The sequence below is a fragment of the Petralouisia muris genome (assembly GCF_004793545.1).
Classification (GTDB): domain Bacteria; phylum Bacillota; class Clostridia; order Lachnospirales; family Lachnospiraceae; genus Petralouisia; species Petralouisia muris.
The window spans coordinates 63,479-76,792 of sequence record NZ_SRYA01000014.1 but is presented as its reverse complement, the minus strand read 5'-3'; the positions used below and the strand labels follow the sequence as shown (position 1 = coordinate 76,792).

At 46.4% G+C, this 13,314-nt stretch carries 11 protein-coding genes; 1 reads left to right on the top strand and 10 read right to left on the bottom strand.

From position 1 onward, the window contains the following. The first annotated feature begins 58 nt into the window (after positions 1-58). A complete protein-coding gene (locus tag E5329_RS08815) occupies positions 59-910 on the top strand; it encodes an aldo/keto reductase (RefSeq protein ID WP_135989202.1) in 852 nt (283 codons plus the stop codon). 60 nt (positions 911-970) lie between these two features. Here the strand turns inward: E5329_RS08815 and E5329_RS08810 are convergent, their stop codons facing one another. From E5329_RS08810 to E5329_RS08765, 10 genes are all read right to left on the bottom strand, one after another. Beyond that, positions 971-2,242 (bottom strand): cation:proton antiporter, encoded by a 1,272-nt coding sequence (locus E5329_RS08810; protein WP_135989201.1) that lies wholly within the window; start codon positions 2,240-2,242, stop codon positions 971-973. Next, positions 2,239-2,688, bottom strand: a complete 450-nt coding sequence (locus tag E5329_RS08805; protein WP_135989200.1) for a potassium channel family protein — start codon at positions 2,686-2,688, stop codon at positions 2,239-2,241. Before E5329_RS08805 ends, E5329_RS08810 begins: the two co-directional genes overlap by 4 nt. A 9-nt stretch (positions 2,689-2,697) precedes the next feature. Beyond that, positions 2,698-3,210, bottom strand: coding sequence for an HdeD family acid-resistance protein (locus E5329_RS08800; RefSeq protein WP_135989199.1), 513 nt, complete (start codon positions 3,208-3,210; stop codon positions 2,698-2,700). Between the two features lie 2 nt (positions 3,211-3,212). Continuing rightward, the gene (locus tag E5329_RS08795) at positions 3,213-4,481 is read right to left on the bottom strand and encodes a chloride channel protein (RefSeq protein WP_275443132.1); all 1,269 of its coding nucleotides are present in this window, start codon (positions 4,479-4,481) and stop codon (positions 3,213-3,215) included. Beyond that, positions 4,474-5,250, bottom strand: a complete 777-nt coding sequence (locus tag E5329_RS08790) for a hypothetical protein (protein ID WP_135989197.1) — start codon at positions 5,248-5,250, stop codon at positions 4,474-4,476. The genes E5329_RS08795 and E5329_RS08790 overlap by 8 nt, the downstream gene beginning before the upstream one ends. A 61-nt stretch (positions 5,251-5,311) precedes the next feature. Further along, positions 5,312-5,854 (bottom strand): hypothetical protein, encoded by a 543-nt coding sequence (locus tag E5329_RS08785; protein WP_135989196.1) that lies wholly within the window; start codon positions 5,852-5,854, stop codon positions 5,312-5,314. A gap of 36 nt (positions 5,855-5,890) precedes the next feature. Then, positions 5,891-8,116 carry an ATP-binding protein gene (locus tag E5329_RS08780; RefSeq protein ID WP_135989195.1) on the bottom strand — a complete coding sequence of 742 codons (2,226 nt, stop codon included), beginning with the start codon at positions 8,114-8,116 and terminating at the stop codon, positions 5,891-5,893. A gap of 3 nt (positions 8,117-8,119) precedes the next feature. Further along, positions 8,120-10,165: a hypothetical protein gene (locus E5329_RS08775; RefSeq protein ID WP_135989194.1), complete on the bottom strand. Its 2,046-nt coding sequence runs from the start codon at positions 10,163-10,165 to the stop codon at positions 8,120-8,122. 26 nt (positions 10,166-10,191) lie between these two features. Further along, on the bottom strand, positions 10,192-12,903 hold the full coding sequence (locus E5329_RS08770; RefSeq protein ID WP_135989193.1) for a HAMP domain-containing protein: 2,712 nt from the start codon (positions 12,901-12,903) through the stop codon (positions 10,192-10,194). Between the two features lie 27 nt (positions 12,904-12,930). Then, positions 12,931-13,314 (bottom strand): DUF4280 domain-containing protein, encoded by a 384-nt coding sequence (locus tag E5329_RS08765; protein ID WP_135989192.1) that lies wholly within the window; start codon positions 13,312-13,314, stop codon positions 12,931-12,933.

Sequence of the window (13,314 nt, the reverse complement as noted above, 5' to 3'; positions counted from 1 at the left end):
CTTTTACTGAAAAATCAGATACAATCATATCAGAACATTTGAACTGGAGGTAAAAAATATGGAATTTATTACGTTAAATAATGGAGTAAAAATGCCGTTGGAAGGATTTGGGGTATTTCAGGTTCCAGACCCGGAACAATGTGAAACAGCCGTAAAGGATGCTATAAATTGCGGTTATCGTTTGATTGACACTGCCGCTGCTTATATGAATGAAGAAGCGGTAGGCTCTGCCATCAAAAAAAGCGGCGTAGACCGGAAAGATTTATTTATCACCACCAAACTATGGATACAGGACGCCAGTTATGAAAGCGCAAAAAAAGCAGTTCAGACTTCTCTGAACAAACTGGGACTGGACTATTTGGATCTGTATTTGATTCATCAGCCCATGGGGGATTATATGGGAGCTTACCGGGCCATGGAAGAATTGTACAAAGAAGGAATCCTCCGGGCCATCGGCGTCTGCAATTTTTATCCGGAACGCCTGGCTGACCTGTGCGAAACAGTTTCCGTAATTCCTGCTGTTAATCAGGTGGAACTGCATCCCTTCTTCCAGCAGGAAAACGCCCTCTCCCTGATGAAAGAATATGGCGTATGCCCGGAAGCATGGGGACCTTTTGCAGAGGGCAATCATGGCATTTTTACCCATCCGGTTTTAACTGCCATCGGTAAGAAATATGGAAAAAGCCCTGCACAAACAGCTCTTCGCTGGAATGTCCAGCGAGGCGTTGTGGTAATCCCAAAATCTGTCCACAAGGACCGTATGGCAGAGAATATGGATATCTGGAATTTCTCCCTGACAGAAGAAGATATGAACGAAATCGCAAAATTAGATCTTGGACACAGTGAAATCGTCAATCACAGCGACCCTGGATTTGTGAAAGCACTGCATAATATGAAAGTACATGATTAAGTTCCAGAACAAGGGGCATTTGCATCAAACATCTGTTGATGATGCAAACGCCCCGTTCTGTTATCCTTTCTTTCCAATTCCCTTTTGGATATTCTGGTATACCCTGGGCATGGTCATGCCCTGTATAACAGTGGTAAAGAACACAATGGCATAAGTTCCTCCCATAATAATATTACAGGTATTCTCATCCACCATACTCCCTGCACTCATGGCAAGGGCCACCGACAGACCTCCCCGGAGTCCTCCCCAGGTCAGCAGCTTTATAAAAGAAATCTTATCATACCCATCCGGCAGCGGCCCTGTAAACAAAACAGAAATCCCAAGGCTTCCAGCACGGCCGATCAGATTCGCAAGAATAGCTGCCAGAGACAGAACCAGCACATGGGGCATCTGAAGGATGTGAATAAAGGACAAGCCAAGCATCACATACAAAACAGAATTCAACAGCGTATCCAAAACAGACCAGAAGTTGTCGAACTGCTCCAATGAAAGAGCTTCCCCCTTGAATTCCCTGTAATTACGCAATGCAGAAAACAGAACGCCGCAGACCACTGAGGCAATGGCCCCGGAAAATTCAAAATTCTCACATAACAGATAGGATAACGACACTGCCAGCAAGCTGGCAAATATCTGCCTCGCCTCATCTTTCGTATGTCGAAATATGTAAAAGCACACTGTTGTTACAAAAATTCCCACAAGAACGGCACCCAGCAGTTCCTTCGCCATCACCTGAAAGAATCCGCCGCTTTTCTGCGCAGTAACCATTCCGGAAAAGAACACAAACAGTGCAACGCCCACTCCATCATTCAGCAGAGATTCTCCCTCCATAATAAAACTGATACCGGAAGGAAGGTTGAATTTTTTCAGAATGCTGGTGGCCGCAATGGGGTCCGTAGGCGCCACAATACTTCCAAACATCAGGCAGACAGGAAGGGTCATGGAAAGCCCTATCAGTTTACCGGCGCCGTAAAACAGCAGGCCGTAAAACACTGCTCCCAGAAACGTGGCGGCAACTGCCAGCAGAGAAATCGTCCGGGCATGGGTTTTAAAATCCAGAAGCCGCATATGGCAGGAACCTGCAAACAGCATAAAGCAGAGCACCCCTTCCATAAGAAATTTTTCCAGATCAAAATATTTCAGACCGCTCAAAAACTTCATGGCCGATTCCGTTCCCTGAAAAGCTATGCCTGATATCACCAGCACACCGCCAATTACGATGCTGAACATCATCAAGGCAATCTCATCCGGAAATCTGGTCACCTTTTCATTCAGATACCCCAACGTCACCACAAGAGCAAGTAAAATTACCGTATTTATCAAAAATGTATTCATTTCCTGTTCAGACCTCCAATATCGGTGTTTCTCTGTTCAAATTCCCGAATTCTTTGAGAAAGCTGTTCCAGTTCCTCCTCTGACAGTTCTGGCAGCCGCTCCAGCTTTTCCAGAAAAACAGAGATAGTTTCTTTTTCCCGGACTTTTAAATATTCCATGTAATAACTGACCACAACGCCGGGAACCATGGCTGTCATAAGGATTCCGTATACAGATACAAGTACCGTAATGATCCGTCCAATGCCTGTGTTCACGCAGATATCACCGAATCCGATGGTGGTGGCTGCCACAAAGCAGTACCACAGGCCATCGCCAAAAGACTCAATATCCGGCTCCACCACCATCAACGCTGCTCCGGCAGCACAGAGGAACATGAGAAAACTCATAAATATTTTCAATGTGCCTGTCCGTTTCAGAATCTTATAACACCGCTTCCACGTCCTCATATCTGTTTCCTATTCCGAATGTACTGAACACACCAGAACAATCATGCTGATTCCGCTTTCAATAAAATAAAGACCTACCAGAATTCCAAAGGTAAATGCCAGCAGCATGGGATGTACCAGAGAATAAATACCTACCAGCACTCCGAGTATGCCGAGAATCAACACCCAGACCCATCCCTTGCTTTCTTCTGAATTTTTCTGCCGGACTGCCATGAAAATACCGACAGCTCCCTGCAGAAGGAACCATACTGCCATAAAGTAAATCAGCATTCCGTCCGTCATCAGTTTCAGTCCCGGCACAACCATAATCACAATGCCAAGAATAATACTCAGAATCCCAAACAGAAAAGGCAGTCCATACTCTTTTTCCATAACCGCCTTTACTATGGCGCCGATTCCATAGACCAGCAACAAAATTACCAGAAAATAACCTGCCTCCAGAAAAGTCATCACCGGCGTACAAATGCAGGAAACCCCGCAGATTGCCATAAGCACTCCAAGAATAATTGTAAAAATCTTCATAACTAAATTCCTCCTGATTCTTTAAATTTGTTTTTTCCCACAGGTGATTTTTCTTTATTGCCTGCGAGAAAACTCCCTGCTGCTGCCGCAAGAAAAATCCACAGAAACAGCCTGACTGGAAAACATAAAAACAACAGCACTGTAACTGCCAGGGGCTTTTTCATAATCGCCCCAAGAAGGGCGGCTGTCACCGTTGCCGCGGCAAATACACCGTGACCTGCCCCATTGCCAAATACAATCATTGCAGCGGCATATCCAAGACACACTCCTGCAAATATTACCGGAAAAAAATGCCCTCCTTTCAATCCTGTTTGAATACATATATTAGTAAGCAGCACCTTCAAAAACGCTATGGCTGCAAGGGTCAGAGGCAGATACATGTTATAATCCGCAATCAGTTCACCCATTGCTTCCTCGCCTGAAAACATCAGAATTGGCGCTGTCATACCCATAACTCCAAGACACAGGCCGCCCACCGTTTCTTTTGCAACGGCAGGAATCTTTCCTGCAGCCCATTTTGCTGCCCCGTGGGTGATAAAATAAAATTTTGCCAGAATACATCCCAGCAGAATATAAAGAATTACCATCAGATAATCAAATGCATCCGGCTCCATTTCCGGAAAGGAAGGCATGGCGGAAAGTCCTGCTCCAAATAATTCAGACAACAGCATATAAAATCCTGTTCCCGCCGCCGCTGCCAGACCATACAGAAACAGTTTCATGGTTCCCGGCAGTTTCAGAATCTCTTTGTCCCGGTTTTCTTCCTCCACCGCAAAAACGCCAAACAGTGGGGAACGAAACAGCACACCCAGCGTTACGGCAGCCCCCACTTGGGAATATTCTCTGGCATTCTGCCGGGCAAAAGAAAGATTATCCCCAACCCAGTAACAAAGGCCCACGATCACTCCGGTAAGTCCCGCCTCCGGACCAATACTGCTGCCCAGCAAAAGTGGAAACAGAGCGCTGAGCAGAAGTACCACCATATTGGAATAATCATAGGTTTTCTCTGCTTTTATTTTTCCCATCACTGTGTCCAGTTCTTCCGGATAATCACCGAATTTCCAACGGAAACAGCCAATCAGGGCTCCGCCTGCAGTACACATCAGCACCGTATAATATGGAATGGAAACCTGCTTTGGCAGCCATTCCCACAAGAATGTAATTCCCAGAGACATGACCTTTAAAAATGTCCATATGACCCCTCCGGCCACAGCCCCCATGATTCCGCAGAACAGGATAAGATACAGATTGTTCCTGACTGATTTATTCATGGTTTTTCTCTCCTTTTTCCCATTTTTCATTTACCTGAGGAATCAGAGAAGAAGCCAGCCTGCCTTTCCCCCTCTGCTTCAGATAGACAATACCTATCACAGAAAACACAACAGCTCCCAGAAAGTTTACCATCAGATCCTTCATGGTATCTACAATTCCAATGTCCAGATAACCGCCAAGATTCCATTCCTCCCCATTGATCACCACAGACTCCACCGCCACTTTTATGGGATGATTGCCCCCGGCAGGGTCCAGTTTCACAGAGCTGATGGTGGGAAGAATCCAGTCTTTCTGCATATCCGTGTAAAAGAACCAGTCCATGGTAAATTCAAAGAACTCCCATACCACGCCCACCGTCATGGAAAAGCAGAATGCCACAAAGGCCACAAAATACGGAGACATCTTCACAGAAAATCTCTCACTTCTGTTAAACAGATCTATCAGTGCAAATCCAATAGCCGCCATCAGAAATCCGTTGGTGGTATGAAGCATGGTATCCCAAAGGGGAATTTTTATGTAAAAAGCATTGATTTCTCCCAGAATTTCCGCTGAAAAAATAAAAATAAGAATCACTGTTTTCAATCCTGTTGGAATGGTTACGCCCACTGTCTTCTCGATAAACTGAGGCGCCATAAACAGGATCAGCGTCAGTATTCCCAGAAACATATTGTGATAACTGCCCAGAAAAAACTGCCGGACAACAGACAGAAGCACCAGCCCCGTCAGCACCAGTTCCACTGTCGTTCTTTTTGTTGTACATTCTTTCATATAAACCTCCCGTTTATTTCAATCCGCCATCATCATTTCTTATGGCCGGACTTTTCCAATCTTATAAATTTATCACATCACCTATGATATATAATGCGTTCTGCACCGTTTCTCCTTCCAGAAGCAGCACCAGACTACTGCAGAGAAGCTCATAAATATGCATCAGAAATTTAATTACACTGACGCATTTTTCCATTTCTATTTCATTGTCCAGTGCAGTCAGCACCGTATAACGAATTCCAATTACATTCTGTTCCTCTCCCTCTGCCTGGTCCTGCATGAAAAGAAATTGGCCCACCGGAATCATCTGGTTCAGGGCATTCAGGAGCTGCAATACATTAAATTCCGTAAAAGATTCCGGATTTTCTGCAAACAGCTCATCTACTTCCAGATGCCCGTAATACTGGAGCATATCCCCAAATTCCGGTACATGGACGAAATTACAGCTGATATCCAGGCTCAGCTCCTCGTTGATCTCCAATGGCAGTATCAGGGAATCCAGCGCGGCTTCCTCTCCTTCTTCCAGTAACATACTTTCAAACTCCTGGCCGGCCAGATACTCCTTCAATCTCTGTAAGCCCTTTCGCAACTCTGCTTTATTCATAATTTCCTCCATTCCGCCTGCCTCTTTGCACAAGCCTTATATTTTGTATACATAATATTCTTTCAACTCTGCTTTTCCAAGTATTTTTCCGGATTTTTCATATTCCTGCTGCAAAGCTGTCATAATATGCTCCATTCCGATAATTTCCTGTCTGGAGGCTGCAAGAAAGGCCCCATTGACCGCGATATTTTTAATGGCTGCTCCGGAAAGCTCGAAATTTTCCGCAAGATATTCTATATCCAAATCGCTTCCCAGGGGCATCTTCCTGGGAAATACTTTCTGCCAGAGCTGTATGCGCCGCTCTTTCTGAGGAAAAGTGAAATGGATGATAAATTTGATTCGACGCTTATAAGCGTCGTCAAAATTCTGCAGCAGGTTGGTGGCCAGAATGGTAATCCCATCATATTCTTCCATTTTCTGCAGCAAATATGCAGTCTGAGCGTTGGCACTGATATCCCTTGCGTCTGTCACATCCACACGCTTTCCGAACAGCACGTCCGCCTCGTCAAAAAAGAGAATACTCCTGCTCTTTTTCACCTCATCAAAAATTTCCCTAAGATTTTTCTGGGTCTCTCCAATGTATTTTGACAGCACGCCGGAAAGATCCACTTTATACAATTCCAGATTCAGCTCACTGGCAAGAACCTGGGCCGCCATGGTTTTTCCGGTTCCCGGAGGCCCCGCAAACAGCATGGATACTCCCCGGCCATAGGCAATCTTCTCCTGAAAGCCCCATTCCTCGTAGACCTTTCCCCGGAAAGACACCTGCCCGCAGGCCTGCCGCAGCAGTTCTTTTGGTCCTTCTTCCAACACCAGGTCATCCCAGGTATAGACCGCGCTGACCCGGCTGGCCCGCTCTCCCAGCCGATGGGAAATTTTCTGCTGACAGGCCCGGTACAGACGAACGGAGGAAACTTCTTCCCCGTAAATTTCCCCTTCCCGGCAGGCCAGCTCCACCGCCTCTTTTATCATTCCCGGCGTAAAATCAAACTGGGCCGCCAGAGTATCGTATACCTGCTGCTTTTCCTGCCCGCAGGTTTCTTTTTCATGTCCTGTTTCCTCCAGGAAGGTTTTCCAGAGCATGCTTCGCTCCTGTATGGAAGGGAATCCCAGGGAAAATTCTTCTATCCGGCAGCCGGCGGGATATTCTCCGCCAAACACATCCTGACCCACTTCCTCCTCCACCGTCAGAAATACATCCTGAAAAAACAGAGAGGTTTTCAGCAGGATTTCCTGTGCAAACAATCGCTTCTTCTCCTCTTTGGCCCACAAGGTTTCCCAGTGACAAAACGCCAAAAAAGCATGGTCCAACACCGCCCGCACCAGAGCATTGCAGATGGAATCCCGCATCTGTTCTTCATTTTTACCGGAGAGAACTCTTAGATCAAAAAACAATACGCCCTGCCCCATGGCTTTTGCCGCCAGTCTTATCTGCAGTTTTTTCCCGCTTCCCTTGGACCCCCTCAGGAGAAACAGCCTGAGTTTTATTCTGTCTTGCCCCGCATTCTGACCGGAACCTCCCGCTTTCAGGCGCTTTTGGATAACCTCCATGACCTGATTATTAATATTGAGCGTGGGTGCAGGCTTCCCATCCGGAATACTCAGACGATACTCCACCTTCCGGTTCAGCAGATCTGATTCCTGAAAATATGCATAAGACACCAGATCTCTCCTGAGCTTCAGCTTCCAGGACAGCTCGCTTTCCCGCCCTCTCTGAGTTTCCTCAAAAATGCAGCTCAGCAGCTCCCGGCGCACGAAAGTCCTGCCAATCAGCGTGTTCTGTTCCTGTTCGTCCATGGTATACATTTTCACACACAAATCCAGAGAAGGATACCGCCATGCAAGGTCATCCTGCAGATAGCAGTACAACCGTTCAAATTCCCGGTTTAATTCCGGCGCCATGGCAAGGCAGGCCAGATACTGTTCAAATTCGTCAAGTTTCAGTCTGCGGAGCATATATTCAAAAGGCAGCAATTCTCCGCTTTTTATGGTATAGAAAGCCCTCGCATGAAATTCCTGCCATCGGAATATAAGAAGTTCCCGCTCCCTGCGGTAAGATTTCAAATCCATATGGGAAAAGGGATTTTCCAGAATGTTGGAGAGTTCCTCTTTTAACAGCTTCGTCTGATAGATGTGACGGATTCCTCCGTCCTCCCGCAGACGCACCGCATACCTGGTATAAAGGTCGATTTCCTGCTTAACCAGCTCCAGCAGTTCTTTAAAATATGCTTCCTGTCCTTCCAATATCAATCCACCATCCATTTACTATATCCCTGATATCAACGCTTTTTTGAAACTTCTCAGATCCGGCACCTGAAAAAGCTGGTCGTATTTCACGCCTGAATCTTCAAACTGGCTTTGAGCAGCCATATATCTCTTATATACAGCTCTTGGTTCATCAAGTTCCGCCTCTTCTGTGGCTTCATCTGCCTTTTTTCTGGCTCCTCTCAGCCCATATTTATCATCTTTCAGTTCTTCAATGGTTCCCCAGAGCCTTCCCTGAATCGCATCTGCTTCATCCGAATCCTGCTTTTTCTGGTTACGTTTCTCCAGTCCCATTTTCGTTCCGGTTGCTACAATTCCTCCAAGGCTTGCTGCAAAACCCATCCAGGTTTTTGCTGTTTTTGATGAGTCGCTGCCCGTATTGTTATTCACACTGATAGCAACGCTGGAACCAAGCCCGATTGCAGCAGCTACCAGCCCTGTAGAAGTCGTGGTCAGAGAGGACTGGGTCTTCTCAATCCTTCTGTGTATTGCCACGTAAGAAGCCAGTCTGTCTTTCTCCTCGCTGCTGACTTCTTCTTTGTTCAGCAACCTGTTTGCAGCGGCCCGCCGCTCCGTCCGTTCCGTCTTCGTGGCCGTTTGCGGCTTCTGTTTTTTCGCCGCTCCGGCCTGAGGTGCATTCTCTGCCCTCTGGGCATTCCTCCTTCTACGTAAAATCAGTCTTCGTCTTCTGGCCGGCGCTTCTCTCTCCCCTTCGTCTCCATGCGCACCCGTCAGATTAGGATTTGCATTATTTACATTGTCATCGTTTTCCAGATTCCCTTCTCCCGAAATGGGGGCTCTGTTCTTATTCTGTCTATCTTCCTCCTGCTCTTCTTCCTCCTGCAAGTCTTCTGTCTGCACATCATTATTTCCCCCTTCCTGAACTATCTGTGGCTGTTCATATTTCGCCACAATTGCCTGAATACCGTCTCCTCCATTTCCCCCTTTCCATCTTATATTCTCCAAAGCTTTTAACTTTGAAATTCCGTTTTTGGTAACATGCAGCCCTCGGGCGGCTCCCAGAAGGCCTCCAATCTGGGAAGCGCTGTTCATAAGCAGGGTAATCCGGTCCCACAGTGCGCCATTCTTAAAAATCCCATCTGTTTTCCCGCCATATTCTGCAAGGGTCTTGGCTATGGCGCAGCCTTTGCCCAGCGCAGTAAAAATATCTGTCAGCATACCGATAATACTGAATACTTTGCCTGTCTTCGTTTTCTCTTTTTTAAAATTCTTAATTTTTACCACAAAATCCCGGATAGAAGTAATAAGAGCCATAAAATTGGAGACCAGGGTAATTCCCTTTCCAACCACGGAAGATGCAAACCCGCCATCTCCTATCGCTCCATCCAGAACCCCCAGCGCTCCGTTTGCGGCGCCAATCAGTTTCATGGAATCTGCCGCCTTGTTATATTTCGAAGATTTAAAAAACCGCGAAAATCGTCCGCTTCTCAGTGGATTGCTTCCTCCCCCTTCCAGTTCCCTTGCCAGAACTACGGCCTTATAGATATTACTGTTCCGCATATCTAACAGCCCATTTACCAGACCATCCTGAGTATTTATGTCCAGTTTCTTATCGCCCTCATTCCCACTATTTTCGTTTTTCTTTTCCTCCTTCGCCTTTTTCTTATGTCTTTCTTCCATTTGCAGTAATTGCTTCATTGTATGAAAAGGAGTTGTTCTTGTTTTAATGTTTTTCAGACGCGGACGCCCGCTTGCCCGCATCGCGGTACGGACCAGATCCATATTGGCCCGGTCCTGCACCGGCTGTACATTATTCTGTGGAGTATCACTCTTGGGAGTACCAGTCTGATTATCAGTATCCTTGGGAGTACCAGTCTGATTATCAGTATTCTTGGTATTACTATTCTGATCATTAGTAGTCTTGTCACTATCAGTCTGACCAGCAGTATTCTGGACAGTAGCAGTTTGTATAGGCAGTATTGATGTATCTCCACTACTTCCCTCTCCTACCGCCGGAACCGGTACTGGCTGCACATCCTGTTCCTTCTGATCATTTTCCTTTTCCATTTGTAATTCATCTGACATTTTACTTCACCTCACTCCCGGTTTTGCTAAAATTTCTCAATTATTGTTTCCACTTCTTCCTCTGGCGGAAGTTTATAATATCTGTCACATCGGTAAAGATATTCTTTTGCTGCTTTATCTTTCCGGTGCTGTTTGAGCACCTCCACAAACACAAGTCTTGCCTCATAAAATTTCTTTTCCACAAACAGCCCCACACCCTGTTCAAACAGAGGTCTGGTCAGCTCTTTATAATAGAATTCCTCCTCGGAATCCCCATCGTAGACGTCATAAATCCGTTCATATGTATGGTCCGCCGCCAGATAAATATTCCCCAGATATCTGGCATGATAATGCTCCTCAAAATCTGGAATCTGCCGATAAACCAAATGGGTGATCAGAATATGAGCTCCATATTTATCTCCTTTTAAACGCAGCGCCTTTGCCAGATCCGAATGAGCGGAAATAGCGGTTGCCTCCATCCGTTTCTCATGGCCTATGACACCGAGCATTACCTGTCCGTAACTGATGGCAATGGTTCTTCCGTTTCCGGGCGTCTGCCGCTCCAAAAGTCTCTGAATCTCAATAGCTGCATCCAGCGCTTCCCGGCTGCTAACAGTAAAAAAAGCTGAAAGTCCCGTATCTTCAAAGTGTTCCACCACCCCACGATGTATATTAATAGGCTCCACCAGCATGGACAACACCCGGTTGATATCCGTGTAGACCTGCTCCGCGGACAAGAGGGCACTCTGTTTGGGATAATCAATGGCATGAAGAGACAGAATCGTGAGCTCTCCTTTCATCTGGTCCCCCAGCCTTACATCCTGAATGGATTCCTTTCCCAGAAGTTCCAGAATTTTCGCCGGAATAAACTTATAATAGCCGTCAGACATGCTTCTGATATCTTCTACATAATTTTCAAGTTCCAGGGACATCTGGTTAAAGGTAGATGCAATATCTGCCATCTCATCGTGTCCATGCACTTCCATGGTCACGCCCAGTTCTCCGGACGCCAGTTTCCCCGCACATTCCTTCAAGGTCTTTAAAGGCCGCAGGAAAATATACAGAATCACCATCAGAATCACCGTCAGTACCAGCAAAAGCATGGAAGATGCATTTTTCATATTCCACTGGTAATACCAGATCTGATAATCCATCATATTCCCGTTTCCAGAAACAACAAGTACCCCGTACTTCGTTCCATCATTCAAAATAACAGGGATAAACTGATTGTTCTGTCTTCCACTCTGATTTTCATCCATCTTATTTACCACTTCCCCGGTATCATAGGCCTGATAGATGGACTCAGACACTTCCGAAGTATATGCCCATTCCACCGGAACGCCGCTGTATTCTGACATGGATTCCCTGATATAGAGCTGCCCTTCTTCATCTGCATGTAAAATACTGTAAACATACAGAGACAGTTCCGAAGCACTTCTTCCATTGCTGATAGTACGGTGGCTCAGCATCAGAGCCCGGTCTCCTGAGGGAAACATTTCTGGATCGGTCTCAATATTTTTTACAATGTCCTCTTTCAGCACTTTGCCCAACGCCGACAAAGACAGAGTCTGGGTGTTTTCCAGCTGCTCCCGCATAGACTGTTCAATCCACCATTCCAGAAAACTGTCCATAACCAGAAGTCCCAGAAGGAAAATCAGGCAGAGACGTACCAGAACCGTCTGAACATGGTATTTTACACAAGCCAGCCAATAACCCCCAAAAAGGAAAGCAGCCAGAAGAATTCCCGCATATACCCAAAACATTCGATTTATCACAGAATGAGCCGTAAGGGAAACCTTCCCTATATCCTCGTGATTCCCGTTCTGATAAGAACAGATGGAACGCATTCCCTGAACTTCCTCTGTTCCTGCACAGAATCCTGACGTGGTGCAATCCAGACTGTGGAGCTCCCGAAAAGTAAACTCCGGATAATCTTCTCTGATTTTTTCTCCGGAAAACAAAACCTGTGACGTCTGGCCGGCCGGATCTATCTGTATGACACAGTCCGAACTGCAGTCCAGCACATAGGCATACTTCCCGTCATCCGCAAGGGTTTTGAACACGCCTTTTTTGCCGGTAATTCCCTGTATTTCCAGGTAGTCCTCTGTCCCCACCCTTTTTGCATGAATCTCGCTCTCATAATCTGTCCATAGCAGAATTCCATCTTTATTCAGGAAAAACTGAGCATTCAGATAGGGGTACTCCAAAAGAATCTCATCCTTCTGCTCCCGTTCTCCCTGCTGATTCAGTGTAAACAGCTTGGCCGATTCCTGGTTTTTTTCCGTATCTGGAATGCAGATGTAACAGAGCTTGCCATCCTGAATACACTGTACAGATATCTGACTGTAAGTAACTGTGTCTTCTGTAAGGTCATACTCCGTATCTTCCAGCCTGCCATGGGTAAAGTCACATTTATAAACCTTATTGCTGACTCCGTTCCATGATTTCACATTTGTTTCCTGAATCAGCGCATAAACACCGCCTTCATCATCAAAAAAAATCTGACAAATAATCCGATACTGCTCATTTTCATGCCTCCGGAACAAAATCATCTTTCCCTGTTTCCCATTCGGATCCGAGCGGATGATTTTCAGATTCTCACTCTCTCCCCGGTCCACATAATACAGGTATCCATCCTGCAGATGAATTTGTTCGATATAATTTAATTTCACATTTTTCCCATACAGACTGGCCAGAAGAATCAAGGCCAGCGCGGCAATCACAATGCCCCAGATACCATACAAACTTTTTTTCTTCATATTTCTTTCCTCAGAATCTGATTTTCCTTAAAGCTGCACTGTGGGGCAGCCCGAATTGGTAAACTGTATCATTCCTCCATAGGCGCAGGTCAGTTTACACTGGTCGTTGACTGCCGGCTTCCCGCCTACCAGCACCTGGGGAACCCCCGGCGCCCAGGGCCCAGCCGGAACCGGCGTACAGGGCATGGGCGTCAGCACTCCCATAGCCGCGGCAGTAGCGGCGGCTACTGTGGGATTAGCCAGACTCTGGCACATCCCAAAGGGGGTGATATTTACAAATGGCACGGTATCAGCAATCGTTGCAAGGGGCATTGCCGACATGGTTTTTGCTGTGGGCAATACATTCAGCACAGACGGCGCCATTCCAAATGTGCAGGTCATGGCCGCTCCTCCCGTCACACATAATCCCAT

Excerpts from the sequence above, each read along its gene's own strand:
- E5329_RS08815 (WP_135989202.1), top strand. The coding sequence starts at position 59 with ATGGAATTTATTACGTTAAATAATGGAGTAAAAATGCCGTTGGAAGGA.
- E5329_RS08810 (WP_135989201.1), bottom strand. The coding sequence starts at position 2,242 with ATGAATACATTTTTGATAAATACGGTAATTTTACTTGCTCTTGTGGTG.
- E5329_RS08805 (WP_135989200.1), bottom strand. The coding sequence starts at position 2,688 with ATGAGGACGTGGAAGCGGTGTTATAAGATTCTGAAACGGACAGGCACA.
- E5329_RS08800 (WP_135989199.1), bottom strand. The coding sequence starts at position 3,210 with ATGAAGATTTTTACAATTATTCTTGGAGTGCTTATGGCAATCTGCGGG.
- E5329_RS08795 (WP_275443132.1), bottom strand. The coding sequence starts at position 4,481 with ATGAATAAATCAGTCAGGAACAATCTGTATCTTATCCTGTTCTGCGGA.
- E5329_RS08790 (WP_135989197.1), bottom strand. The coding sequence starts at position 5,250 with ATGAAAGAATGTACAACAAAAAGAACGACAGTGGAACTGGTGCTGACG.
- E5329_RS08785 (WP_135989196.1), bottom strand. The coding sequence starts at position 5,854 with ATGAATAAAGCAGAGTTGCGAAAGGGCTTACAGAGATTGAAGGAGTAT.
- E5329_RS08780 (WP_135989195.1), bottom strand. The coding sequence starts at position 8,116 with ATGGATGGTGGATTGATATTGGAAGGACAGGAAGCATATTTTAAAGAA.
- E5329_RS08775 (WP_135989194.1), bottom strand. The coding sequence starts at position 10,165 with ATGTCAGATGAATTACAAATGGAAAAGGAAAATGATCAGAAGGAACAG.
- E5329_RS08770 (WP_135989193.1), bottom strand. The coding sequence starts at position 12,903 with ATGAAGAAAAAAAGTTTGTATGGTATCTGGGGCATTGTGATTGCCGCG.
- E5329_RS08765 (WP_135989192.1), bottom strand. The coding sequence starts at position 13,314 with ATGGGATTATGTGTGACGGGAGGAGCGGCCATGACCTGCACATTTGGA.